Source organism: Fusobacterium sp. JB019, from assembly GCA_030673965.1.
In the GTDB taxonomy this organism is placed as follows: domain Bacteria; phylum Fusobacteriota; class Fusobacteriia; order Fusobacteriales; family Fusobacteriaceae; genus Fusobacterium_B.
In genome coordinates, this window is sequence record JAUTCN010000014.1 from 21,297 (window position 1) to 47,522 (window position 26,226).

General features: G+C 26.5%; 23 protein-coding genes. 8 read left to right on the forward strand and 15 right to left on the reverse strand.

What is annotated here, in order from left to right:
• Positions 1-301 precede the first annotated feature (301 nt).
• Positions 302-1,645: an MATE family efflux transporter gene (locus Q7K47_08335; protein MDP0507206.1), complete on the forward strand. Its 1,344-nt coding sequence runs from the start codon at positions 302-304 to the stop codon at positions 1,643-1,645.
• A 68-nt stretch (positions 1,646-1,713) separates the two neighbouring features.
• Here Q7K47_08335 and Q7K47_08340 read toward each other — a convergent pair whose 3' ends face one another.
• From Q7K47_08340 to Q7K47_08355, 4 genes are read right to left on the reverse strand one after another with little or no spacing between them, the layout of a single operon-like run.
• Positions 1,714-3,201, reverse strand: a complete 1,488-nt coding sequence (locus Q7K47_08340) for a tripartite tricarboxylate transporter permease (GenBank protein MDP0507207.1) — start codon at positions 3,199-3,201, stop codon at positions 1,714-1,716.
• A 15-nt stretch (positions 3,202-3,216) separates the two neighbouring features.
• Positions 3,217-3,657 (reverse strand): tripartite tricarboxylate transporter TctB family protein, encoded by a 441-nt coding sequence (locus tag Q7K47_08345; protein ID MDP0507208.1) that lies wholly within the window; start codon positions 3,655-3,657, stop codon positions 3,217-3,219.
• 18 nt (positions 3,658-3,675) lie between these two features.
• Positions 3,676-4,635, reverse strand: coding sequence for a tripartite tricarboxylate transporter substrate binding protein (locus Q7K47_08350; protein MDP0507209.1), 960 nt, complete (start codon positions 4,633-4,635; stop codon positions 3,676-3,678).
• Positions 4,636-4,657: 22 nt separating this feature from the next.
• Positions 4,658-5,665, reverse strand: a complete 1,008-nt coding sequence (locus tag Q7K47_08355; GenBank protein ID MDP0507210.1) for a uroporphyrinogen decarboxylase family protein — start codon at positions 5,663-5,665, stop codon at positions 4,658-4,660.
• Between the two features lie 259 nt (positions 5,666-5,924).
• On the opposite strand from Q7K47_08355, the gene Q7K47_08360 reads away from it, so the two are divergent.
• A complete protein-coding gene (locus tag Q7K47_08360) occupies positions 5,925-6,875 on the forward strand; it encodes a LysR family transcriptional regulator (protein ID MDP0507211.1) in 951 nt (316 codons plus the stop codon).
• 42 nt (positions 6,876-6,917) lie between these two features.
• Here Q7K47_08360 and Q7K47_08365 read toward each other — a convergent pair whose 3' ends face one another.
• Positions 6,918-7,826, reverse strand: a complete 909-nt coding sequence (locus Q7K47_08365; GenBank protein ID MDP0507212.1) for an AraC family transcriptional regulator — start codon at positions 7,824-7,826, stop codon at positions 6,918-6,920.
• Positions 7,827-7,971: 145 nt separating this feature from the next.
• On the opposite strand from Q7K47_08365, the gene Q7K47_08370 reads away from it, so the two are divergent.
• Positions 7,972-8,232 (forward strand): hypothetical protein, encoded by a 261-nt coding sequence (locus tag Q7K47_08370; GenBank protein ID MDP0507213.1) that lies wholly within the window; start codon positions 7,972-7,974, stop codon positions 8,230-8,232.
• 668 nt (positions 8,233-8,900) lie between these two features.
• On the opposite strand, the gene Q7K47_08375 is transcribed toward Q7K47_08370, so the two are convergent.
• Positions 8,901-9,665, reverse strand: a complete 765-nt coding sequence (locus Q7K47_08375; GenBank protein MDP0507214.1) for an IclR family transcriptional regulator C-terminal domain-containing protein — start codon at positions 9,663-9,665, stop codon at positions 8,901-8,903.
• Positions 9,666-9,822: 157 nt separating this feature from the next.
• Between Q7K47_08375 and Q7K47_08380 the strand changes: the two genes are divergently transcribed.
• The 4 genes from Q7K47_08380 (at position 9,823) to glsA (ending at position 13,996) form a co-directional block, all read left to right on the forward strand.
• Positions 9,823-10,806 carry an agmatinase family protein gene (locus tag Q7K47_08380; protein ID MDP0507215.1) on the forward strand — a complete coding sequence of 328 codons (984 nt, stop codon included), beginning with the start codon at positions 9,823-9,825 and terminating at the stop codon, positions 10,804-10,806.
• Between the two features lie 29 nt (positions 10,807-10,835).
• Positions 10,836-12,065 carry an Nramp family divalent metal transporter gene (locus tag Q7K47_08385; GenBank protein MDP0507216.1) on the forward strand — a complete coding sequence of 410 codons (1,230 nt, stop codon included), beginning with the start codon at positions 10,836-10,838 and terminating at the stop codon, positions 12,063-12,065.
• Positions 12,066-12,158: 93 nt separating this feature from the next.
• Entirely contained in the window at positions 12,159-13,085 is a 927-nt protein-coding gene (cysK, locus tag Q7K47_08390) for a cysteine synthase A (protein MDP0507217.1), read from the forward strand.
• Positions 13,082-13,996, forward strand: coding sequence for a glutaminase A (gene glsA / locus Q7K47_08395; GenBank protein MDP0507218.1), 915 nt, complete (start codon positions 13,082-13,084; stop codon positions 13,994-13,996). Before cysK ends, glsA begins: the two co-directional genes overlap by 4 nt.
• Positions 13,997-14,065: 69 nt before the next feature.
• Here glsA and fsa read toward each other — a convergent pair whose 3' ends face one another.
• The 5 genes from fsa to xylA are packed head-to-tail and all read right to left on the reverse strand — an operon-like array spanning position 14,066 to position 20,166.
• Positions 14,066-14,710, reverse strand: a complete 645-nt coding sequence (fsa, locus tag Q7K47_08400) for a fructose-6-phosphate aldolase (protein ID MDP0507219.1) — start codon at positions 14,708-14,710, stop codon at positions 14,066-14,068.
• A 33-nt stretch (positions 14,711-14,743) separates the two neighbouring features.
• Positions 14,744-15,904 (reverse strand): MalY/PatB family protein, encoded by a 1,161-nt coding sequence (locus tag Q7K47_08405; protein MDP0507220.1) that lies wholly within the window; start codon positions 15,902-15,904, stop codon positions 14,744-14,746.
• 22 nt (positions 15,905-15,926) lie between these two features.
• On the reverse strand, positions 15,927-17,375 hold the full coding sequence (nhaC, locus tag Q7K47_08410; protein MDP0507221.1) for a Na+/H+ antiporter NhaC: 1,449 nt from the start codon (positions 17,373-17,375) through the stop codon (positions 15,927-15,929).
• Between the two features lie 16 nt (positions 17,376-17,391).
• Positions 17,392-18,846: a xylulokinase gene (gene xylB, locus Q7K47_08415; GenBank protein MDP0507222.1), complete on the reverse strand. Its 1,455-nt coding sequence runs from the start codon at positions 18,844-18,846 to the stop codon at positions 17,392-17,394.
• 9 nt (positions 18,847-18,855) lie between these two features.
• Entirely contained in the window at positions 18,856-20,166 is a 1,311-nt protein-coding gene (xylA, locus tag Q7K47_08420) for a xylose isomerase (protein MDP0507223.1), read from the reverse strand.
• A 246-nt stretch (positions 20,167-20,412) separates the two neighbouring features.
• On the opposite strand from xylA, the gene Q7K47_08425 reads away from it, so the two are divergent.
• On the forward strand, positions 20,413-21,567 hold the full coding sequence (locus tag Q7K47_08425) for an ROK family protein (protein MDP0507224.1): 1,155 nt from the start codon (positions 20,413-20,415) through the stop codon (positions 21,565-21,567).
• Between the two features lie 75 nt (positions 21,568-21,642).
• On the opposite strand, the gene Q7K47_08430 is transcribed toward Q7K47_08425, so the two are convergent.
• Genes Q7K47_08430 through Q7K47_08445 form a run of 4 tightly spaced genes read right to left on the reverse strand, consistent with a single transcriptional unit; the run spans position 21,643 to position 26,220 of the window.
• Positions 21,643-23,154 carry an oligosaccharide flippase family protein gene (locus Q7K47_08430; protein MDP0507225.1) on the reverse strand — a complete coding sequence of 504 codons (1,512 nt, stop codon included), beginning with the start codon at positions 23,152-23,154 and terminating at the stop codon, positions 21,643-21,645.
• Positions 23,155-23,167: 13 nt separating this feature from the next.
• A complete protein-coding gene (locus Q7K47_08435) occupies positions 23,168-24,217 on the reverse strand; it encodes a glycosyltransferase family 2 protein (protein MDP0507226.1) in 1,050 nt (349 codons plus the stop codon).
• A 24-nt stretch (positions 24,218-24,241) separates the two neighbouring features.
• Complete coding sequence (locus Q7K47_08440) at positions 24,242-25,303, reverse strand: polysaccharide pyruvyl transferase family protein (protein ID MDP0507227.1); 1,062 nt, start codon at positions 25,301-25,303, stop codon at positions 24,242-24,244.
• Positions 25,300-26,220 carry a hypothetical protein gene (locus tag Q7K47_08445; GenBank protein MDP0507228.1) on the reverse strand — a complete coding sequence of 307 codons (921 nt, stop codon included), beginning with the start codon at positions 26,218-26,220 and terminating at the stop codon, positions 25,300-25,302. The genes Q7K47_08440 and Q7K47_08445 overlap by 4 nt, the downstream gene beginning before the upstream one ends.
• Positions 26,221-26,226 lie beyond the last annotated feature (6 nt).

Below are 26,226 nucleotides of genomic sequence, written 5' to 3' on the forward strand. Positions count from 1 at the left end.
TTGTACCATTTTAAACAAGTTCCATTTAATGCCCCGATTAATTTAATTAATTTTTTTTAATTTCAGATTACAAAAACTGATTATTTCTATATTTAAATTGTAAAAAATAAAAAAATGCTCCAAATACTAGAACATTTTTTATTTTAAAGAATCAATTTATAGTACCAACAAATAGTACTTTTAAAATATAACTTATTTATTTTATAATATTTGAATTTACATCAAACACCTGTTATACTGTACAAAGGCTATCTAAACATCAAAAAAATATTTATTTTTTTATTATACAAGGAGATTAATTATGGATTACAATTTTACTACTGGAAGCATTTCTAAAAAACTAATTAAATTTACCTTACCAATACTGGCAACTCTTATTTTACAAGTTCTCTATGGAGCTGTTGATTTATTAATTGTTGGGAATTTTGCTTTGCCTAGTGATGTATCTGCTGTTAGTACTGGAGCTCAATTTATATCAGTATTTATAAATTTAATAGCTGGCCTTGCTACAGGTACTACAATATTAATTGCTCATAAAGTTGGAGCTCGTGAAAATAAAAGTATAGGGAAAGTTATTGGTGGTGGTATATTTATCTTTATAATAATTGGTATGATACTTACTCTTATTCTCGGATTAAATGGTGATTTTTTTGCTTCTTTAATTAATGCACCACCTAAAGCTTTTTCTAAAACATCAATTTATATCTCTACTTTAGGATATGGATCTTTTTTCCTAGTAGCCTATAATGTTTTAGGCTCTATTTTTAGAGGTCTTGGAAACTCAAAAGTTCCTTTATATACAGTTATGATATCAACTATTATAAATTTTATTCTTGATGTAATATTTATTAGAAATTTTAATATGGGAGCTTTTGGAGCAGCCTTTGCAACTGTAATTGCTCAGTTTTCTTCAGTTGCCTTCTCTTTATTTTTTATATTTAAAATGAAAACAAATTTCAAGTTTTCATTAAATGATATTAAATTTCATAAAAAATATACACCTTCCACTATTAAAGTAGGTTTACCTGTTGCTATAAATGGTTTTTTAGTTTCACTTTCTTTTACATTTATACTTGGAATTGCCAATCAGTTTGGTGTTATTATCTCAGCTGGAGTTGGTATAACTGAAAGAATTATTGGCTTTCTATTACTTGTGCCCTTTGCCTTTGGACAAAGTATGGCTACTTTTGTAGCACAAAATGTCGGAGCACATGAACATAGAAGAGCGAAAAAAGGTTTAATGTCAGCTATTTATATTTCTCTTGTAATAGCTTTTATTATGATAATTATTTCTCTTCTTTACGGTAAAGAAATGTTGAGTATTTTTTCAAAGGATGAAAAAATAATTGCAGCTGCATTTGAATATTTAAAATCCTATTGTTTTGATATATTTTTCACTGTATTTTTATTTACTTCTATTGGATATTTCAATGGATATGGGAAAACTAAATTTACAATGATTTCAGGAGTGCTTGGAGCTCTACTCGTTAGAATTCCAGTTTCTTATCTTTTTTCAAAAGTTACTCCAGTTTCAGTATTCTTAATAGGACTTGGAACACCTATTGGAACTTTATTTCAATTAGTTTTAAGTTTCTTCTATTATAAGAAGCTTCAAGAAACCTTAAGGAAAAGAAAAAACTGTTAGATACCTAACACATTTTAAAAATAGATGTAGCTAAAGAAATCTCGAGAAAAGAAAAAACTGTTAGATACCTAACAGTTTTTCTTTGAGATTTTTTTATTTTGAAAATACGGGTAAATTAGAGATAAAATTATTAATACTACTAAAACTATATCTATCCAACTACTAATAAATATATTGTAGTTTCCTTTACTTATAAGTAAAGCTCTTCTAAATTCTTGTTCTGCTATTGGTCCAAGTATTAATCCTAATACAAATGGAGCTTGGAAAAATTTAAGTTCTGATAAAAGTAATCCAAATAGACCAAAGACAAACATAATATATACATTGAACATATTATTACTAATTGAAAATGCTCCTACAACACATAATGCCATTATAATTGGAGCTATTATATTGGTTGGCATTGTTGATATTTTTGCAAATATCTTTGCACCAAATATCCCAAGTATCAACATGAAAAATGTTGTTATAAATAATCCTATAAATAAAGAATAAACAATCTCTCCATGTTTTACAAATAACTGTGGTCCTGGTTGCAATCCATGAATAATAAGTCCTCCTAAAAATACTCCAGAAACTGCATTCCCAGGAATTCCTAATGTTAAAAGTGGTACAAGTGATCCACCTACAACTGCATTATTAGCTGCTTCAGATGCAGCCAATCCATCCATTTCTCCTTTTCCATAATTTTCTGGATGCTTTGAAGTTGATTTTGAAGTATTATATGCTAGAGCTGATGCAATACTTACTCCTGCTCCAGGTAAAATTCCTACAAATGTTCCTATAATTCCTGATCTTACAAAATTAAACATATTTTTCATTACAACTTTTAAACTAACTATCTTTAATTTTTTGCTACTATCATATTCATATTGTATTGTTGTTCTTTTTTGAGCTGCCAACTTAAATACTTGTGAAGTAGAATATACTCCAATAACAGTTGCTATTATAGATACCCCGCTAAATAAAGGTAACATATCAAAGGTATATCTATATTGTCCTGTAATTGTATCTATTCCAACAACAGATATTAAAACTCCTAACAATCCAACCATCAATCCTTTTATCAAAGATCCATTAGATAAACTTACTATTATTGTTAAACCAAGTATTGAAAGCAAAAACATTTCTGCTGCTCCAAATTTTATAACCATTTTTGACAGTGGTGGAGAAATAAACATTAAAGCAAATATCGAAATTATTCCCCCAACAAATGAAGCTATTGTTGCCATGGAAAGTGCTTCTCCACTTTGTCCCTTTTTAGTTAATTCATATCCATCTATTGCAGTGATTACAGCAGAAGGAGTTCCTGGAGTATTTAATAAAATTGCTGAAATAGATCCTCCGTAAGTTGAAGCCATATATATTGCACCTAAAAAAACTAGTCCTGTGGAAGGTGACATTATATAAGTTATAGGAATAAATAATGCTACTCCCATTGTAGATGAAAGTCCTGGAAGTGCACCAACTATAATTCCAAGAACAACACCTAATAAAGAAATTAATATAGTTCCAAAATTAAATACTAAAGGAACTGCATTTAAAAAATCACTCATATCTCCCCCCTTTTATCAAATTCCTAAAAAACTTACAGGAATATGAACTTTAAGTAAAATTGAAAAACATAAATATATAACAAGAGCACTTACTATTGAAATAAATAGAATCTTCTTATTATTTTCAACTCCTAAACTTTTCATACTAACTGCCATATATATTATTGTAGTGAAAAAGTAGCCTAGGAAAGGGGTTATTAATATATAAACTACAGATAAAACTATCATTATATATAACTTTTTATAAACTATTTCATCCTTTTTATTTTTAGTAGTAACATCTCTTCCTCTATATATTTCAATAACATAAAGAGTATTTAGAAATATTATTAAACCTGAAACAAATCTTGGAAATAGTCCTGAATCTTTTATCATTTGAAAAGATTGAATAAAAAACATAATTGAAATAAAATATACGCCCACTATCATTCCAATTTTTTTACTTTCAATTTTCATAAATATTCTCCTTTCTTCTTACCATTCACCTTTTTCTGTTTCTTTTTCTAGGTCCGCTTTTATATTTAATATTACTTTTGTAAATTCTTTAGAATCAAGATAATTTAAAGGTAGGTTTTGAGCCTTTGCTTTCTTTTGGAACTCAGGATCTTCAAGAGCTTTTTTAATTGAAGACTCTATTTTAGCTATAATCTCATCTGGAACTCCAGCTGGAGCAGCTACTCCTCTATAAGCTTCGTTATAAACTTCTATTCCTTGATCTTCTAAAGTTGCTACAGTTGGATATTCTTCAACTTTCTTTCTTGACGAAATACCTATAACTTTTAATTTACCATCATTAGTATAATTTGTTGCTTCAGAAACATTCATACAAACTGCATCTATATGCCCACCTAATAATGCCACAACAGAAGGAGCTGAACCATCATAAGGGATTTTATCTATTTTTCTATCTAATTTTTCTTCTATTTGTCTAAGCATTAAAGATTCTGATGTTCCAGGTCCAGAATATCCAATAGAAGCATCAATATTATATAAATCCTTAACAGTATTAATATTACTATCGCTCCTTACCACAATACAGGCTGGATCTGTTACCATATTTGCAATAATTTTGAAACTATCCATGTCATATTTACAAGAATCTCTTTGAACAGGATGAGAAACAAAAGTTGGTGGATTTATAAATCCAATTGTATATCCATCTGGCTTAGCCCCTGCTAATTCAGTCCAAGCTATTTCTCCAGATGCACCTGGTTTATTAACAATTGCAAACTGTTGACCAAAATATTTTCCAGCATATTCAAATACTAATCTTGCACAAGAATCTGTTCCTCCACCAGCAGAAAATCCAACTATTATTTCAACTGGTTTATTAGGATAATTTTCAGCTGTATCTTTTTCTTTCCCGCATCCAATCATAAAGACTAAAATCAATAAATTTAAAAATCCTATAAAAAATTTTTTACCTTTTCTCATTTCATTCCTCCCTTGAACTTAATTAAAAATTTTTACTTAATTTCCCCTCTATATCCTCCTTTGTTTCCTTTATAAATTTAAATGTTTCATCATCTAATGGATACCTCACAACACATCCTGGTGTAAGAATATGTTTTATATTTTTCATAACTTTTATTGTTTTATAAATTTCATTTCTTATTTCATTTTTCTTCTTATTTGTAATATCCATACGTTTTATTCCACCCATCAAACATTTTCCTGATATATCTCTTGCCTCTTCTAATTCTGGAAGTGTCTCATAAGCATGCCAGTTAATTACTTGAACAGGATAATCCTTTAAAATATTAAAAATTATATTGTCCCCGTGAGCATGAATAACATTGAACCAACCCTTTGAAGCTCCCTTTAAAACTTTTAAATCATAAGGTTTCCCATACTCTAAATATGTCTTTTCATCAATAAAATTATATGAAGTCATTTGAGATGCAAAGAATACTCCATCTGCTCCCATTTCTATAGCTTTTTCAGCTAATCTACTAGTTGCATTTGCTATATTTTCTAAAGCTTTATGTATAACTTCTCCATGTCCCTCTTCTATATGCTTTCTAAGTAATTTTCCTGATAATTTATCTGCAGTTGTTATGGGAGAAAAAACAGTAAATATTACTGGAACTTCCTCATCTTTTAATAATTTTATAAGCTCTTCTAAATATAATAATTCTCTTGCTAAAGCTCCTTTAGTTATATCTAGATCTTCTATTTTCAACCAATCTTTTGGTTCTTTAATTGGAGTTTTTGTTAATTTTGCAACTCCCCCATCAAAAATATTTGAATAATCTATTTCACATCCATAATCTTCTATTGAATACATCCCATTATTCATTGTTTTTATAAAATCAATATCATATGTTTTATAAAAATCATATGTCTTCATAGCTATTAATTTAGGATCTAAATCTATCTTTGGAAAATGAGACCAGAAAGCATATGGTAGCTTGTCCACCTTATCTCCATTAATTGCACATTTTATTCTTTCTATTTTATTCATATTCCCTCCATCAATTAAATATTTTTGTTTTTATAAATATTTATATTTGAATTATATTAACCACTCAAGAAATTTCTTACTATAAGTCTAGTACATGAAGCCTAATTTTAAAAACACTTTTTCTCTTTTACTTCTTACAACCAAAAGGTTGTAAGAAGTAAAATTCATCACAATATAAATTTTAATATATTGACACAATATAAAAAATAAAATATACTTAAGTATTAAACAAAAATGAAAAGAAAGGGGTGATGAAACTATTAATTTTACTAATTTAACTTATTTTTTATTTCTTGCAGAGGAATTAAATTTTACATCAGCATCTAATAAACTCTATATATCCCAGCAATCACTTAGTGCTCACATTGCCAAATTAGAAAAAACATTTGATGTTAAGTTGTTTGAAAGAACTCAACCTCTTAAACTAACTCCAGCAGGGCATACTTTTTATAAATATGCTGAGCATTTTTTAACTTTAAAAAAGAACCTAGAATCTGAAATGAACTACATTAAAAATGAACAAATTTTAGAAATAACTGTTGGAAGTACTGTTTCAAGAGGAGCTATTATTCTTCCATCACTAATAAAAAAATATTCTGAGACTCACCCTAAAACAAAAATAAATATAATACAAAAAAGATCTTCCAACGAATTAGAAGAACTTTTATTTAAAAAACAAACTGATATTATAATCGGATTTACTCCTCACAAAAATCCATTATTTGAAAGTATCTTTTTAACATCTGAAGATTATTTACTTGGCATTCCTGAAAATATTTTAAAGGAATATTTCCCAAATAATTTTTCTTCTATTATTAAAGCTTTAAAAAAAGAAATAGATTTAGATTTAATTAAATCTTGTCCTTTTATTGCAATGCCTTCTAATACTTATTCTGGATTTGTTTTAAATAAACTATGTTTAAAACATAATATTGTTCCAAATATAGCCTTAGAAGTTGGAAACATAGAAACTCAATTAGCTTTATTATATAAGGGACTTGGGATAGTTTTTATTCCAAAATTATTTGTTGATTGTCATAAATACACCCTTGATGAAAAAAAGATATATTTTTTTAATACAAAGGAACCTATAACAAAAAATATTTCTATTTCAGCAACCTATCTTAAAAATAGTAATTTACCAAAACATATAATTGATTTTATTGATATTGCTTCAGAATTTTTCAATACAAAAACAAGCTGCTATTAAATATATGCAGCTTGTTTTATCTTTTAAATATTTTTATAATTATTATTTTATAGGTATGTATATATCAAATTCTGAATTGTCACTATTTTCTTTGAATCTTTCATCATAAAGTTCAAAATTAAATTCCTTATCCACTTGAAACTCTGTTGCAGGAAGCAGGCTTCCATATAAATAATCATAAGTCTTTTGAATTTTTGAAACAAAATCTTTATCATTTGGATTTCCCTTGTAAGTAAATACTAAATATTTTTGAGGATTTATTATCTTTTTAAACATTTCTTCATTCGCATGATCAAAAGAAGAAACTTCAATTCCTATCATCTCATCAAATTCACAAATAGCATCAGTTGTTATATCTTTAGCTAGATTATTTTTAATTTCCATATTAAAAGCTACACCATAATAACTTCCCTCTACTTTATTTTTAATCTTATTTTCTTCTAAAAAGAATTTTCCCCACAATTTAGGAATAGTATTTTCTCTTTTTAAATAAACTCTTTCCTTTATTCCTACTAATTTTATTTCATTTCTTTCAACTATCTTATAATTCATATAGGCACTTCCTTTCAAATTTTTTATTTTTAAGTTAGCAAGGTAAAGTTCCTTTTTAGAATATTTTACTATTCCAGGCTTGTTTTTTCTAAATGAATATGGAGTATATGAAAAAAATGTTTTAAAAGCTCTTGAAAAAGATTCTTGAGATTCAAAACCTGCTATAAAAGCAATCTCAATTATCCTTTTATCTGTATCACTAAGTAAAGTAGCTGCCATAGATAACCTTCTCATTTTTATATACTCAGATATTGTAACTCCTAAAATAGCTTTGAATATTCTTGAAAAATGATAGGGAGAAATAAATATTTTATTAGATATTTTTTGTAAAGTTAATTTCTCTTCTAAATTTTCTTCAATATAATCAAGAGCTTGTTTCATTGTATTTATATAATCCATAAAACCTCCTAACTTATTATACAACTATATTAGCATAATAAAAAATTAAAATTATGTTCCTATTTGCTATTTAAAATTAATATTTTTTAGAGTATGCCTGAAAAAGTTATTAATTTTATAAAGTTTTTAGATTATAGTCGAATATTTGTTATTAGATGAATTTCAAAATATAGATAAATGGGAAAAAGTTATCAATTCTTTTAGATTAAAAGTGCAGGAAGAAAAAATATATTATCAAGTTTCTACTACTTTAAAAGAAGAAAAAACTTTCCAAAGGGAAATTTATCCCTTTGAATTAATTAAAGATCATCACAAAAAGATTCTTTTAACAATGGATAATGTTATAGATAATAACTATAATGGAATCATTATCCAAAATATTTTAGATTTTTTAGTATCAAATTAAAAAATTAAAAAAGGGCTGTATAAGTTATAATTTAATAACCTAAACAGCCCTAGAACATTACAATCGTAAAAATCACCAGCTTTCTTTCACATATTTAATTTTACTTCTAAATTTTCATTACTTAATAACTTAAAAAACAATATCTCACAGACTTTACATTTATTTATTTTTATTTTAACAAGGATTTAGTATTATGAATAAGTATTATTTTTCATTACATTTTTAGCTCTTACTTCTTAGTACATTGGACTCACCCCTTTTTTTTTTTAGTAAAATGCTTAGTTGTTCAAAACATCGGGATCACCTCCTGAAAAATTTTTATTATATTAATAAATTATTTTTTTATTATATTTTTTACTCTTATTTCTTAGTACATTGGACTCACCCCTTTTTTTTTAGTAAAATGCTTAGTTGTTCAAAACATCGGGATCACCTCCTGATAAGTTTTATATAGCTATATTTTTTTGTTATGATATATTTATACCTTATTTGAAAAAAATTGTCAAGATTTTTTTATCAATTTCATATATGATTTTTAAATGTAATATATATACAATTTATATAATGCATTTTTTGTCCTTAAATTTAAAGAACTTAGATATTTATATTCTTTTCATTTATACTGCTCTATTTCACCTAAAAAAAGTGCTTAACAGCACTTTTTTATTTTACTTTTCTTTAAGAAATATTCTATTTTCTAAAACATCAGCTAAATTCTTTAAATCTTCAATAATTTCATCCTTTAATTTTTTTATAATTGGAGTTATTGCTGTAACTGAAACAGATCCAAAAATAGAATTATTATTATCAAATATAGGAACAGCTATACTACTTATCCCAAAACCTATCTCATCAAATTCAGTTGCATATCCATTTTTTTCTATTAATTTCAATTCTTTTTTCAATATGGATTTTTCAATTATTGTGTTTTCTGTAAAACTTTCTAAGTTTAAATCTTCTAAATTTTTCTTTCTATATTTTAATAATATCTTTCCTGAAGCTGTTGCATGAAGAGGAAAATTTAAGCTTTGAGTACTTGTTAAAATATAGTGACTTAATTTTGGATTTATTGTTTTTGCTGTAAAAATATTGTCTGCTTCTATAATTTGAAGTCTACTTGAAACTTTAAATTTCTCAGATAAATTCGTAAGTAAATCCACTGAAAGATCCCTTGCCCTATTAACATTATTTTTTTGTAACAAGTTTGATTTCAACATAAAAAAGTTACCAATTGAATATGTATTTTTTTTATTATTATGGCACACTAACTCATTTAAAACAAGAGTGTTAATTATCCCTCTTGTGGTATTTATATTTAGCTCTATCTTATCACTAATTTCCTTTAAAGATAGCTCCATATTTTTTTCATCAAAACAATTTAAAATGTTTACTGCCCTTTGAATAGATTGAATTATTTTAATTTCTTTTTTCATTTTATCTCCTAATTTTTTTTATATTTAAATTATACCACTATTCTTTTAAATTTTTAAAGTTTTAATTTTTTTTGTTGACAAGATAAAAAAATAATGATATAACTACATTGTAGTCAGATAAACTATAATGTAGTTTAATAAAGGGAGGTAATATTTTATGAATAACAAACCTATTTGTTATGTACCTGGTAGAGAAAAGGTAGAAGTTTTTAGTGGGGTACCTAGTTTCTTAGGATTACCAAAAATATCAACAAAGGAAGAACTAAATAATTTTGATTTAGTTTTTATGGGCGTTCCTTGGGAAGGAGTTTGTACTTACGGAGGATATTCTTCTTGCGAACTTTCAACTAAAAATATAAGAGAAGCTTCTGTTAGATATGGGGGATATTTACCAGAGTTTGATGTGGATGTTTTTGATCACTTTACTGGTGGAGATTTTGGAGATTGCGCAATTGAAAATGGAAATTATGAATTTTCTTTTAATAGTATGAGAACTAAACTTTCTAAAATTTTAGATGCTGAAAAATTCCCTGTTATATTTGGGGGAGATCATTCTATATCTTATCCTTTAATAAGTGAATTTGCTAAGGCTAAGGGAAAAGGAAAAGTTGGAGTACTTCATTTTGATGCACATATGGATAACATGGATGAGTTTGGAGAAGAAAAATATGCTCGTTGTTCACCATTCCATAGATTATATGAAGATGAAAATATAGATCCTACAAAAATAGTTCATTTTGGAATTAGAGGACCTAGAAATAATCCACTAGCTTTAAAAGAAGCTAAAAAGTTTGGAGCTACTGTAATCACAGGAATGGAAGTTAAAGAAGAAGGATGGAAAAATTCTATAAAAAAAGCATTAGAAATTGTTACAAAGGATACTGATACTTTTTATGTAACTGTATGTTCTGATATTTTAGATATTGCTAATAATCCTGCTGGACCTCCTGATCCTTGTGGAATGACAACATATGAATTAGCTATGATGTTACATGAATGCGGGAAAGCTGGAGTTGGAGCTTTTGATTTTGTAGAGCTTTATCCTGGTAAAGATCCTGAAAATACTTCTGGTCATGTGGCTGTTTGGATGAGTATCTATTTATTAACGGGATTAACAAAGTTCAAATTTGAGCTTAAATAAATAATTAAAGTAAACGGGAGGAACAAAATATGGGGAAGTACACTTGGAAGGATAAGGTTAAGGCTATAGGTCCTGGTGCTGTTATTACAGCTTCTTTTATAGGGCCTGGAACAATTACTGTATGTACAAAAGCTGGGGCAGGCTTTGGATACGCTCTTTTATGGACTGTTATATTTGCAACAATATCAACAATAGTTCTTCAAGAGATGGCAGCTAGATTAGGAATAATTACCCAAGAAGGACTCGGGGAGGCAGTTGTTAAAACTTTTGACAACCCTATTTTGAAAAAATTAAGTATGGTCCTTGTTGGATTTTCAATTGTAAGTGGATGTGTTGCATACATTGCTGGAGATTTAGCAGGAACTGCTCTTGGACTTACTACTATGATAGGAGGAAAATCTAATGTGGTTGCACCTCTTATGGGTTTAATAATTCTTGCTTTAGTTTATAAAGGAAGTTTTAAAGTTTTAGAAAAATTATTAACTGTTTTAGTTGGATTAATGGCTGTAATATTTGTAACTACAATGATTGTGGCTAAACCTGATTTATCAAATATATTTACAGGATTTATGCCAACTATACCACATAAAAGCCTTTTTACAGTAATTGCAATAATAGGAACAACTATCGTACCATATAACTTCTTCATTCACGCTGCTTCTGCTAAAAATACATGGAAAAATGCTGATGAATTAGAATTATCTAAATGGGATATTTATTTTTCAATAAGTATGGGAGGATTAATTACTGCAGCTATTATAATTACTTCTGCTACTTTAATGAGAGGAATGAGTATACAAAGTGCTGCTGATTTATCAGTTCAACTTGAGCCATTATTAGGAAAATATGCTAAATACTTCTTAAGTATCGGATTATTTTCTGCAGGACTTTCATCTGCAATAGCTACTCCTTTAGGAGCTTCATATACATTAGCTGGTTTCCTTGGATGGGAATATAATAATTCTGACAAAAGATTCAAAACTACAAATGTTTTAATCGTCTTATTTGGAATTATAGGATCTGCAACTGGTTTCAATCCAATTACATTGATCTTAGTTTCTCAAGCTTTAAATGGAATAACTTTGCCAATAATTGTTATCTATTTAGTTTATGCTACTTCAAGAAAAAATATACTAGGAGATTACACTAATAACACTTTCCAAAAAGCTATTGGATGGACTATTGCAGCAATTTCCTTTGTACTTGGAGGAACTAGTTTATTATCAGCAATCAAAAGTGCAATCGCATTATTAGGTTAAAAATAAAAATGCCCTAAATGTATTATATTGTTATATAGAAAAGTAGCCTTATTTCTAGGTTACTTTTTTATATAAGACTAAAGGAGGAATATTATGATAGTGAAAAACATAATAGAATTAATAGGAAAGACACCAATTTTAAAATTAAATAATCTAACAAATAAAGATATGGCAGATATATATATAAAATTAGAAGGGAAAAATCCTGGTGGAAGTATTAAGGATAGAGTAGCTCTTAATATGATTGAAAAAGCAGAAAAAGAAGGTTTATTAAAAGAAAATGGAACAATAATAGAGCCAACAAGTGGAAATACAGGGATAGGTCTTGTTTATATTGGAAGATTAAAGGGATATAATGTAAAAATAGTTATGCCTGATTCTATGAGTCAAGAAAGAATAAATATTATGAAAGCTTACGGAGGAGAAGTTATATTAACTCCAGGAAAATTAGGAATGAAGGGTGCTATTGAAAAGGCAGAAGAGCTAACTAAAAAAATAGAAAACAGCTTTATGCCAGGTCAATTTAATAACTTAGCTAACCTAGAAATTCACTATAATACTACAGCTATGGAAATAATCGAAGATTTTAATGATTTAGATGCCTTTGTTGCAGGAGTTGGAACAGGTGGAACATTAGTTGGAACAGGAAAAAAATTAAAAGAAAGATATGAAAATATAGAAATTTACGCAGTGGAACCTAAAAATTCAAATGTTTTATCAGGTGGAAAACCAGGCCCTCATAAACTTCAAGGATTAGGAGCTGGATTTATTCCAAAAATAGTGGATTTAGATATAATAGATAATATTATAAGTGTAGAAGATGAAGATGCCTTTGAAACTTGCAGAATTATTGGAAAAAAAGAAGGATTTCTTTCTGGTATATCAACAGGTGCTAATGTATGTGCTGCAATAAATATTGCTAAAAAATTAGGACCTGGTAAAAAAGTATTAACAGTTTCTCCAGATGGAGGAGAAAAATACTTATCAACAGATCTATATGATTTTCAGGAGGAGATATGAAAGAATATTTAGAAGAACTTATACAGGAAAAAAGAAAGGAAACTGAACTAGGAAATGTAGCTAGCTATATTCCTGAATTAAAAAATGTAAATAGAAATAATTTAGGAATTTATATATCTGATGTTTCTGGTAATTCTTTTTTTTCAGGAGATCATAATGAATACTTCACTATCCAAAGCATTTCAAAAATAATAACATTAATGCTTGCTATCATAGATAACGGAGAAGAATATATATTTTCAAAAGTCGGAATGGAACCATCTGGTGATCCCTTTAATTCCATAAAAAAATTAGAAACTTCAACAATGAAAAAACCTGCAAATCCCTTTATTAATGCTGGAGCAATTGTAATAACTTCAACTATAAAAGGAAGAAATAAAGATGATAAATTCCAAAGAATATTAAATTTCACAAGAAAAATATCTGAAGATAACTCTTTAGATGTAAATTATAAGGTATACTGCAGTGAAGCTAGGACTGGAGATAGAAATAAAGCTCTTGCATATTTTCTAAAAGGACAAGGAATTATAGAAGAATCTGTTCCTGACTCTTTAGATTTATATTTTAAACAATGTTCAATAGAAATAACTGCAAAACATTTAGCAACAATAGCTTTATTTTTAGCAAGAAATGGAAAAAATAGTAAAAATGAACAAATTATAGATTCTAATATTGTTAAGATAGTAAAAACTTTAATGTACACTTGCGGTCTATATGATGAATCAGGAGAATTTGCTGTAAAGATTGGTATTCCTTCGAAAAGTGGAGTTGGTGGAGGAATATTATGTGTTGTCCCAGGAAAAATGGGAATTGGGGTCTATGGACCTGCCCTAAATGAGCATGGAAATTCCCTTGCTGGGATATCTCTTTTAGAGAATTTATCAAGTAAATTTAATTTGAGTATTTTTTAAATGTAATTATTAAAAAAGCTGCTAAGAACTTAAATTCTTAGCAGCTTCCTTTTATATTACTTTAACATATTATTTTTTTAAACTTTCCCAATCTTTTAAAAATTTTTCAATTCCTTTATTAGTTAATTCATGTTTTGTCATAGCAATTATTGTTGAATAAGGAATTGTTCCTATATGAGCTCCTCTTTTTGCTATTTCCTTCACATGCCAAGGATTTCTTATACTTGCTCCTATTATTTCACTTTTTATATCATGGACTTTAAATATTTTAGCTATATCTTCTATTAACTCTAAACTATTTTGTCCAATATCATCTAACCTTCCTAAGAAAGGACTCACATAAGTAGCTCCTGCTCTAGCAGCAAGCAAAGCTTGACTAGCTGTAAATATTAAAGTTACATTAGTTTTTATCCCCATCTCAGTTAATTTTTTACAAGCTTTTAAACCTTCAATTGTCATTGGAAGTTTTATAACTATATTTTTATGAATTTTTGAAAGAGGAATTGCTTCTTCTATCATTTTATCATGCTCTAAAGAAATAACTTCTGCACTTATTGGCCCGTCAACTATTTGTGATATTTCTCCTATCACTTGTTTAAAATCTCTTCCTTCTCTTGCAATCAAGCTAGGATTTGTTGTAACACCACAAATTACTCCCATATCATTTGCATCTTTTATTTCTTCTATATTAGCTGTATCTATAAATATTTTCAATTTTCCTCCTATTCTTAAACTTCACTAATATTATTATTTTAAATATTTTTCTATATTATTTAAGAAAGTTTCTATATTTTTTCTAGGAGTTGCTAGATTAACTCTTATATAACCTTTCCCAACTTCTCCAAAATGATTTCCCATATATACATTTACTCTTGCTTTTTCTATAAATAATTTTTGAAGCTCAGCATCTTCTATATTTGTTTCTTTAAAATCAATCCAAGCTAAATAAGTTCCTTCAGCATCAATTAATTTTAATTTTGGAATATATTTTTCTAAATATTCCTTCAAATAATTTCTGTTTTCTATAATATATTCCATTGTGTCATTTAACCAATATTCACAATCATTATATGCTACCTCTGTGATAGCTGCCCCGAATATATTAGGATTATGGATTACAGCTTTATCAAAAGCTATTAATATTTTTTCTCTAATCTCTTTATTTGGAATAATTAAGTTAGAAGTTATAACACCTGGAACATTAAAAGTTTTCGTAATAGAACTGCAAATTATACTTCTTCCCTCTGCTTCTTTAGATACACTACATATTGGAATATGTTTTTTAGATGGGAAAGTTAAATCACAATGTATCTCATCTGATATAATATATAAATCATATTTTTTACAAAATTCAACTATTTTCAATAATTCTTCTCTTGTAAAAACTCTTCCTGTAGGATTATGAGGATTACAAAGCATGAATATTTTTGTTTTTTCAGTTACAACTTTTTCTAGATTTTCAAAATCTATCTCATATCTATTATTTTTTAATACTAGTGGACTTTCAATTAAATTTCTATTATTTTTCAAAACAACTTCTGTTAATGTAGGGTAGGCAGGAGTATTTACTATAATGTCATCTCCCACGTCTGTTAATTCTTGAACAATAGTATTTGCACCTATCCCAACTCTAGGTGAATATAATATCCAGTCTTTTTTTATTGTGTAACTATGTCTTTTTTTATACCAGTCTATTGTTGACTTATAATAAGTCTCTGGTAAAATTGTATATCCAAAAATACCATGATTTACAACATCTAACATTTTATTAATAATTTCTTTAGGTGATCTAAAATCCATATCTGCGACTGCTAACTGTAATATATCTTCTCCTAATTCATCTTTATGTTCATCCCACTTTGCACAATTTGTTCCAAATCTATTTATTATCTCATCATAACTATTCATAATTATCTCCCATCTATAATTACTATTTTATTTTTTCATGTTCTTTTAAATATTCTTGATATCTTTCATCTGATTCATCTATTTTAGCTATAAATTTACCTGTATATCCCCAGATAGTTGCAAATATACAACCAGAATAACATAATATTGCCCAAGGTAAATATTCTAAAGTTGGAACTCCTAAAGTTGTTGCCATATACATACCTGCTGCTGTCCAAGGTACTAATGGTTCTATAACTGTAGCTCCATCTTCTAAAGTTCTTGATAAATTTTTAGGATCTAGTTTTCTTGCTAAATAACTATTCTTAAACATTTCACCAGGAATTAATATTGATAATTGTCCATTAGATGTAACACATACTGCAGTGAAACAAGAAACCAAAGTTGCAAGTATTAAACTTCCTGTTGATTTTACACTTTTCAAAACTCTTTCTAAAACTATATCTAAAGATCCGTTTACAGATATTGTTCCTGCAAATCCATAGGCACAAAAAGCTATTAATACTGTTCCAAGCATTGAATTCATTCCACCTCTATTTAATAATCTTGGAATATCTGCTATTACTGATGATGAATCTATTCCTGAAATCATAGAAATATTAAATCCACTTATTGTTGATTCAAAAGCTTGTTGTAAAGTAAACTTTTGGAAAACAATTCCATTAAATAATGCTATAGAACTTGATATAAGCATTACTGGAATAGTTGGTTTTTTCTTAAAAGAACCATATAATACTAATACTGGAGGTAATATAATTAAAGGATTCCATGTGAACATTTTATCTAATGTTGATAATATCACTCCTACTTTTTCTGGTGTTGCCATTTCTGAAACTGGTATTTTTAATCCTACTATTATATAAACAATAGATGATAAAATAAATGCTGGACCTGTTGTAAATATCATGTGCCCAATATGTTCATATAAACTTGTTCCTGCTGCTATTGGAGCTAGATTAGTTGTGTCTGATAAAGGTGACATTTTATCTCCAAAATATGCTCCAGAAACTACTGCACCTGCAACTATTGGAAGTGGCATTCCCATTCCTGCTGCTACTCCCATAAGAGCAACCCCTATTGTCCCAGCACTTCCCCATGAAGTTCCAGTACAAAGGGATACAAATGCAGTTACTACAAATGAAGTGATAACTATAAACTTAGGATTTATTATTTTAAGTCCGTAATATACCATCATTGGAATTGTTCCACCTAGCATCCAACTTCCTATTAAAACTCCAACAATTATAAGGATTAATATTGCTGGCATTGTTTTTGAAAGTTTTCCAACTATTGAATTCATAATATCTTCCCAAGTATAACCTAAATGAATTGCTATAATACCTGCTATTCCTGCAGATATTAACATTAACACCTCTGCTCTTAATCCATAAACCCCATAACCAACTCCTAATAATAATATCATTGAAATAATTGGTATCACTGCCTGTAAAAAACTTGGTTTCTTTTTCATTGTCTCGCCCTCCTAATTATTTATAAAATTCACACATCATCGGATACAGTTGCTTAAACTTGTTATATTTTTCATTATATTTTTTTGATTTCTCTTCATTTGGAAATATTTCTTCAGTAACTTTGATTAAGGAATCACAAGCCATTTTCACATTATCATATTTTTCATCTCCAACAGCTGCTATTATACTTGCTCCAAAGGCTGGACCTTCTATAGAATTTAAAATTTCTACTTTTAAATTAAAAACATTAGAAATTATTTCTCTCCATAATTTATTTTTAGCTCCCCCTCCACTAAGCCTAATAACATTTCCTTTAACTTTCATCTCTTTTAATATTTCATAAGAATCTCTTAAAGCAAAACTTACTCCTTCTAAAACAGCCTTTGTCATATCTCCTCTTGTATCAATTGCACTAAGACCAACAAAAGATCCTCTTATATTAGAATCATTATGAGGAGTTCTTTCTCCAACTAGATAAGGCATGAAGTATATGCTCTCATTTTCTGATTTACTAGCTTCTTCCATTAAAGCTTTGTAGTCATCAGTTTTATTTATATTTTCAACCCACCATTTTAAAGATGATGCAGCAGAAAGTATTACTCCCATTTGATGATATTTAGAAGCTGAATTGCAAAAAGAATGTACCCTAGCCTCATCATCAAATGTATATTCATCACTATTTGAAAAAACTACACCTGATGTCCCAAGTGAAACTGATAAATTTTCTTCACTCACAACCCCAAGTCCAACAGCCCCAATAGCTTGATCTCCACCACCTATAACTATTTTAATATTTTCATTTAATCCTAGCTCATCTGATATTTTCTTTGTTAAAGTTCCTATACTTTCATAAGATTCGTATACCTTTGGTAGTTTACTTTCATCTATACCAGCTATTTTTAACATTTCACATGACCATTTTCTATTTTTAACATCTAACATCAATGTTCCAGATGCATCACTTACATCTGTTGCAAAATTACCACTTAACTTATATGCAATATAGTCTTTAGGAAGCATTATTTTTGATATTTTGTTAAATTTATCTAGTTCATTATTTTTCATCCAAAGTATTTTAGGAAGAGTAAATCCTGTAAGTGCAATATTTCCTGTTAAACTTATTAATTTCTTCTTTCCTATATCATTATTTAAATATTTACATTCTTTTTCAGTTCTTTGATCACACCAAAGCATTGCAGGTCTAATAACCTTATCATTTTCATCTAAAACAACAAGGCCATGCATTTGCCCACTAAAACTTATTGCTTTTATCTTATCTTCATAACCAACCACTAATTCCTTTAAAGATTCAATAGTTTTTTCATACCAGTCACTAGGATGTTGTTCTATCCAACCATCCTTTACAAAAATAAGGGGGTATTCCCTTGAAGATGTTCTTACAACTTCTCCAAGAGAATCCATTAGCAAAGTTTTAACTGATGAAGTTCCTATATCTATTCCAATATACATTTTATTCACCTATCCTAAGATATATTGATTTAATATCATTTCTAATTTTTCTTGGTTTCCAGAAGTATTTTTTATTTCTTTTAAACCTAGAGCATAATCAGAAAGTTCCTTTAATCCAACCTCTTTATTTACTATTTTCTTACCTATTCCAGTATCAAAACTAGAGTATCTTTCTTTTATTATATTTTCCAAAACTTGATCTTCATATAGTTTTGCTGCAACTTGTAATCCCTTTGCAAAAGTATCCATTCCAGCTATATAAGCAAAGAACATATCTTCAACATCAATTGAAGCTCTTCTCAATTTAGCATCAAAATTAAGTCCGCCCTCTTTAAATCCACCATCCATTAACACTTCATACATAGCAAGTGTTGAATCATAAATATTTGTAGGGAATTGATCTGTATCCCAACCTAAAAGAGTATCTCCCATATTAGCATCAATACTTCCAAGCATATTATTTGTTCTTGCCACTCTTAATTCATGTTGAAAAGTATGTCCTGCAAGAGTTGCATGATTTGCCTCTATATTTAATTTAAAATCTTTATCTAAATTATATTTTCTTAAAAATCCAATTACAGTTCCTGAATCAAAATCATACTGATGTTTTGTTGGTTCTTTTGGTTTCGGTTCTATATAGAACTGACCTTCAAATCCAATTTCATTTGCATATTCCTTTGCAAAAGTTAACATTCTAGCTAAATTATCTAATTCTAGACCCATGTCTGTATTTAATAAAGTTTCATATCCTTCTCTTCCACCCCAGAAGACATAACCAGAACCATTTAATCTTTTGGTAATCTCTAATGCTTTTTTAACTTGAGCTGCTCCCCATGCAAAAACATCTGCATTACAAGTAGTTGCCGCTCCGTGAACAAATCTTTTATTTGAAAACATATTAGATGTCCCCCATAAAAGTCTTATTCCTGTTCTTTTCATTTCTTTTTCTATCTCATCAACTATTTCATCTAAATTTTTAAAATATTCCTCTAAAGTATCAGCCTCAGGAGCTATATCTTTGTCATGAAAACAAAAATATTCAATTCCTAATTTTTCCATAAATTCAAATCCTGCTTTAACTCTAGCCTTTGCTTTTTCCATAGGATTTAAAGCATCCCAGCTTCTAATAATAGTTTGTTCTCCAAATGGATCCATTCCTCCACCTGTTAGGGTATGCCAATATGACATTGCAAATTTCAAATGTTCCTTCATCTTTTTCCCTAATACAACTTCTTCAGGATTATAGTATTTAAAAGATAATGCATTTATACTCTTACTGCCTTCATATTTTATTTTATCTATTCCTTTAAAAAATTCCATTTCTCCTCCTATATTTTTGATTAATTAAATTGACTTTAATTTATACTGAAAATATACCCTATTTTTATTTTTATGTCAAGTTTAAATTTATTATATTTATTTTCAGAACATTCTTACACTTTAAAAACCATAGAATTTTAAGAAAGTTACCTAGCTTTAATATGACACAAAAAATTAATTAAATTGACTTATTTTTTATTATATGTTAAATTTTAAATATACATAATTGTCTTAAGGAGAAAGCTTATGAATAATTTAATTTATCAGAAAAAAGAAAAGTTTAAAAATATAAATAGAGCCTACAGTTATATTGCTAAAAACAATATATTTACAAAAAAAGAACTATCTACTTCTCTAAATGTTAGTTTTCCAACAGCGACTAAAATAATAAATATTCTTTTAGAAAAAGAAATTATAGTTGATAGTGGTTTTTCAAATGAAAATATAAAAAGAAAGGCACTTTTATATAAATATAATCCAAATTCTTTTTATTCAATAGGAATAAAAGTAGAACTTCATTCTATTAGTTTTATATTAATAAATCTAAGTGGAATAGAAATAAAAAAAACTGTTATTGTTAAAGAATTTTTCAATGATAACAATTTTGTGTCATATATAAGCGAGCAACTAAAAATGTTCTTATTGAATTTTGAATATAAAAATAAAATAATAGGAATAGGAATTTCCCTTTCTGGGATAGTTAATAATGATAAGAAAATTTTTGAAATAGGAACAAATTTTAATATATTTGCTAAAAACTTTGATATTTTAGAAGAAACTTTTAATTTACCAGTTTATTTAATAAATGAAGCTAACGCTGGTGCTATGGGAGAGTTCTTTTTAAACGAAACTGGTGATTTTAATAACTTAGCTTTTATTTCTATTGAATCTGGAATAGGAGCAGGAATAATATTAAATGGAAATCTTTATTCAGGATCAACATCTAAGGCTGGAGAGTTTGGACATTTCACAGTGGAATTAAATGGAAGAGCTTGTAACTGTGGAAATCACGGATGTCTTGAGACTTATTGTTCTAATGAAGCTTTAATTAAAAGCTTTGAAGAAGAATTTAATTTTAAAAATTTATCATTTGTGGAAATATTTTCTAAAAAATTATACGAAAAAGAAAAAGGAAAGAAAATCTTAGATGAATATACAACTTATCTTGCATCAAGTATTAGAAGTCTTCTCTTCTTACTTGATTTAGATAAAATTATTATTGGAGGCCTTATAGCTAACTATAAAAATATAATAGAAGAAGCTCTTACAAAAAAAATATTCAATAATATATTTTTTAAAAACAATAATATCTTAGAATTTTCAAATTATGGTGATTTTTCTAATTTAATTGGAGCTGCATTTTTACCTGTAAGTCATTTTTTAGAAAAGCTAGAAAAATAGATATAATCATAAAAGACTGCAAATTATCTTTGCAGTCTTTTTATTTTTATAAAATATTCTTTTAGCATATTCTCTTTATTTTTTAATTTCTTTAAATATATCCTTAAAAATATTTTTAATTCCCTTTCTAAAATCATTATTTGATAAAAAAATTAGAAGTGATATAATAGTTGTTAATATAAATATCTCAAAACCCTTTAAAGTCCAGTCGTAAAAATCACTTATATTTTTATCAAAATATTTATTTACAATATTACTAACCAATAATATTGATATTATTGAAAGAAAAATATAGTTTAAATATAATCTTGCATAACAACCTATACTTTTTTTAAAGCATCTTTTAAATACTAGTATTGGTTTTAATATCAATATTACAAATATATCAGAAACAATTGTCCCTATTATTACTCCATTTAGTCCTATCTTTATAACTAATATCAAAGAAACAGAAAAATTTAATATACTTTCTAATATAGGTAATTGTATATCATCAAAAAATCCATAAGAATTTTTAAATTTCTCAGTTATACATCTTATAAATATTATATATAAATTTACACTTAATAAAAATACAGTTTCTTTAATAAAAGTGTTTTCCTTTCCTATCCAAATAATAACAAAATCAGTGGATAGTTCATAAAAACAATACGTTCCTATAACTCCCATAAATACATAAACTATATTTATTTTTTTCCATAAATTAAAATTTTCTTCATCTGAATGTATTGCTACAAATCTACCAATCATTGGAGATAAGACTCCTGTTATAACATTTAAGCTCATTTTAAGTAATTTTATTAGCATACGATAACTTGCATATACCCCTACTGTTTTCAAGGATATAAATTTTGATATTAATATTAAATCTGTATTAAAAACTACTAATTCTCCAATTCTATGAAAAAACAAATTTTTTAAATTTTTCACTATAATTTTGTCCCTTATCTTTGTTTTTTTTATAAAAGAATAATTTTTATTATAGTATTTTTTAAATAATAAATATTGAATTCCAGTCTCAAGTAATATACAACTAATAAATAATAAAAATGATTTATATCTTAAAATAACATAAATCTTCAATATTTGACTTAAAATCCTAGTTGAAGCCTGAACTACTCTAACAAAATTATATTCTTGATTAGCTGTAAATAATATATTATATTTTATAAATAAATAATTTAATACTGTATTAGTTAAGTATAATATCCAATATAAAATTATCATATTAGTTATATTTATATCTTTTATAAAAAATTTTAAAAATGGAACTAAAACTAATCCCATAATTAAAATAAAAAAGGCTATTTTTTTATATAAACTAGATATTGTAGATATAACTATGTTTAATCTTCTATAATCTTTTTCAGCAAGAGGTTTATATAAAGAATAGGCTGAAGCAGATCCTAATCCCATCTCAACAATACCTAAATATGCTAGAAGTTGAGTAAATAATCTCATTAATCCTAAATATTCAATTCCCATAAATTCTACAAAATATTTATTTACTATAAAACTTATAATACAAGGAATAAATGTACATATAAAATTAATAAGCATACCCTTATATACTTTTTTTAAGAACATAAAATCTCCTTAATTAACTAAAATTTTTATTTCTTTTTAGTTTTTTTAAATATAAAAATAAAGTTAAAAAATATTTGCTTTTTGAGAGCAATAATATATATATAAATAATTGATTTATATTCCTTATTTCTTTTTGATATTCTTTTCTTATGTTTATAAAATCTTTAAATATATTATCATTCATTATTTCTTTATAAAACTTTGATATTTTTTTATCATCCTTTTTTAATTTTTTTTCATTTAAATAATTTACAATCATATAATCAATAAAATTTTCATAATTTTTTAGCTTTATTTTTAATTTTATAGAATCTTTAAATTTCATATCATCCATAAATTCAACTAAAAATAATATTATCTCTGACTTTAACTCCTTCATATTTTTATGATATTTTTTACTTAATTTTCCCGAATCATTTTCTCCTATAACATAATTATATAAAGGCTTTTTTATCGTTTTTATCGTTTTTACTTTTTTGAATACTTTGCATGTAAACACAAGATCTTCATATAATTCCATATTTTCATTATACAAAATATTATTTTCTATAACTATATCTCTTTTTATAATTTTTGACCATGTAAATCCAAAAATTTCATTTTTTATTTTTAAATCATTATAAATATATTCTTTATCTAAAGACAAAGAATTAAAAGAAGGCGCTTTTATCTGAAGTAACTTCCTTTGTAAATCTATAAATTTAATTCCAAAATATAATATATCTGGAGTATCTTTTTTTGTTTCCTTATCTAATATTTCTAACATATCTTTTTCTATATAATCATCTGAATCTATAAAAACTAAATATTCACCCTTTGATTTTTTAATCCCTTTATTTCTTGAATAACTTACACCTCTATTCTCTTGATTATATATTTTTATTCTTTGATCATAATTTCTATAGTTATTGCAAATGTTAATACTATTATCCTCAGAACCATCATTTATTATAATAATTTCATAATTTTTATAGGTTTGACCTAATATAGAATCCATACACTGTTTTAAGCTATTTTCTGAATTATAAACTGGTATTATTATACTAAATTTTATCTTTTTCAAATTTCCTCCTATATATTCTAATTTCTATTCATCTAACATTCCTTTTAAAATATCTAATGATTTTTCTTTTATTATATCTATTTTTTTATTTATTTCATCATAATTTAATTCCCCCATTTTTAAAATATCATTTTTGATACCATCTCTATCACAAATAGATAACATTTTTCCTAAAGAATCCATTCTAGATTTATGGGCTCTATTAAAATATGCAAATTTTTTATTGAAATATAAAGAAAATAACAATCCATGATAAGAAGCTGTAGAAATAAATTCAGCATTATAAATTAAAGTTAAAAACTCTTCTATACTTTCTGGTTTAATATTTTTCACCTTGGATAATGGTAAGCTATAATTAATATAATATATTTTCAAATTATTTCTAGCAGCATATCTCATTGCTGATTCTAAACATTTATTATTAGAGTCATTAAAATAAACCAATACATATTTTTCATTTTTATCCTCTTCCATTATAAATTTATTCCATTCATTTTTAATCAACATAGTTGGATCACATACCACATCCACTTTTTTCTTTACTAATTCATCTACCCATTTTTTAGCTTCTATTTCTCTAACTGCTATTTGTTTAAAATCAGTCAACAGTTTTTTAACTTCTATTTTTTGATTTTCTTTCCATTTATTTCCAATAGAAGATGAAAAAGAATATTTTTTATTTTTATTTTTTATAAAATTTAAAAAATAAGTATAATCATTAGAAGTTATATCTAATCCCCAAACAATATCGCTTCCTACAAAAAATTTATCATATTTATTGCTTGAGTCTTTTATATTATTAACATTATACGGTTTACTTAATTTTACATTATTCTTTAAAAATAAAGTTAACTTCTTATATTTTTTTCTGATTTTATTATATATTAAAATTTCTTTAATATTTTCTTTTAGCTTTAAATGTAATCTAATATTTTTAGGAATTTCTTTATCTTCTAAAAATTTACAATTATAATTTATTATTTCAGGTTCTTGACCAAGATTTTCAATAGCTTTATACAGTCCATATGTTTGTAACATAGAACCAAAATTTGTAGTATTATGAAATGTTAATATCCCTATTTTCATGCCTTTTTATTTCCTTTCTTTTTTATATTATAATAATCTTTTAAAGTTATGCCCTTATAACCTTTTTTTATAGCATATATAAATAATTCTTTCATTGAATCATATAATTTTTCTATATCTTTTTCTTCCTTAAAATAAGGGCTCCCTCCTGGCATAAGTTCTGAAGAATGAATCATAAACTCTAAATAATCACTTTCTTTTTCTATTTTATTTATTGCCTTTTTCATTTCTTCCAAGGTACTTAATGCAGGTCTTAACCAAATATTATTTCCTTTTAGAAGAACTCTTGCCCTATGTTTTAAACTCCCTTGACTAAAATATCTAAATTTTCTAATAGACATTGGTACCTCTAATATATTGTTGTATATATAACTACAATCTTTTTTATATTTTTTATAATCTATTCCAAATTGAGTTCTACCTTGTGTCTTAGAATAATCTACAAAAGGAGTTACTGAACAATCAACTTTTAATCCGTATTTTTTTAATACCTTAAAATATAAATCGTTTATTATCCATCTTCCTGCTCTATGAGAAATAATTTTTGTTCCTATTTTTTTTTCTAATAACTCCAACATATTTTTTATTTTTAATTCCATTATTTCTTCTGGATATTCTACTAAAAAGGGATTCCCATCATATTTTTTTTCTAATTTATAAAAAGGAGGACTATTCCATGCATGTAAATGCATCCCCACTTCACATTGATTATTCTTTAACACTCCTTTTATATATTCAACAAAATAGTCATCATTAACCATTTCATAATTTGTTAAATAAACTGGCTTTAAATTAAATTTATTACATAAATTTTGAAATCTTGGGATATATTTTGAATTATTAGTTGTGATCTTTCCTCCATTATAAGCCCATAAATTGTCTCCTTCTGTATCCACTGTTATAATAAAATATTTCACTTTTTT

Coding starts and splice junctions, on each gene's coding strand:
- Q7K47_08335 (MDP0507206.1), top strand. CDS start 302: ATGGATTACAATTTTACTACTGGAAGCATTTCTAAAAAACTAATTAAA.
- Q7K47_08340 (MDP0507207.1), bottom strand. CDS start 3,201: ATGAGTGATTTTTTAAATGCAGTTCCTTTAGTATTTAATTTTGGAACT.
- Q7K47_08345 (MDP0507208.1), bottom strand. CDS start 3,657: ATGAAAATTGAAAGTAAAAAAATTGGAATGATAGTGGGCGTATATTTT.
- Q7K47_08350 (MDP0507209.1), bottom strand. CDS start 4,635: ATGAGAAAAGGTAAAAAATTTTTTATAGGATTTTTAAATTTATTGATT.
- Q7K47_08355 (MDP0507210.1), bottom strand. CDS start 5,665: ATGAATAAAATAGAAAGAATAAAATGTGCAATTAATGGAGATAAGGTG.
- Q7K47_08365 (MDP0507212.1), bottom strand. CDS start 7,826: ATGGATTATATAAATACAATGAAACAAGCTCTTGATTATATTGAAGAA.
- Q7K47_08375 (MDP0507214.1), bottom strand. CDS start 9,665: ATGAAAAAAGAAATTAAAATAATTCAATCTATTCAAAGGGCAGTAAAC.
- Q7K47_08380 (MDP0507215.1), top strand. CDS start 9,823: ATGAATAACAAACCTATTTGTTATGTACCTGGTAGAGAAAAGGTAGAA.
- Q7K47_08385 (MDP0507216.1), top strand. CDS start 10,836: ATGGGGAAGTACACTTGGAAGGATAAGGTTAAGGCTATAGGTCCTGGT.
- cysK (MDP0507217.1), top strand. CDS start 12,159: ATGATAGTGAAAAACATAATAGAATTAATAGGAAAGACACCAATTTTA.
- glsA (MDP0507218.1), top strand. CDS start 13,082: ATGAAAGAATATTTAGAAGAACTTATACAGGAAAAAAGAAAGGAAACT.
- Q7K47_08405 (MDP0507220.1), bottom strand. CDS start 15,904: ATGAATAGTTATGATGAGATAATAAATAGATTTGGAACAAATTGTGCA.
- nhaC (MDP0507221.1), bottom strand. CDS start 17,375: ATGAAAAAGAAACCAAGTTTTTTACAGGCAGTGATACCAATTATTTCA.
- xylB (MDP0507222.1), bottom strand. CDS start 18,846: ATGTATATTGGAATAGATATAGGAACTTCATCAGTTAAAACTTTGCTA.
- xylA (MDP0507223.1), bottom strand. CDS start 20,166: ATGGAATTTTTTAAAGGAATAGATAAAATAAAATATGAAGGCAGTAAG.
- Q7K47_08425 (MDP0507224.1), top strand. CDS start 20,413: ATGAATAATTTAATTTATCAGAAAAAAGAAAAGTTTAAAAATATAAAT.
- Q7K47_08430 (MDP0507225.1), bottom strand. CDS start 23,154: ATGTTCTTAAAAAAAGTATATAAGGGTATGCTTATTAATTTTATATGT.
- Q7K47_08440 (MDP0507227.1), bottom strand. CDS start 25,303: ATGAAAATAGGGATATTAACATTTCATAATACTACAAATTTTGGTTCT.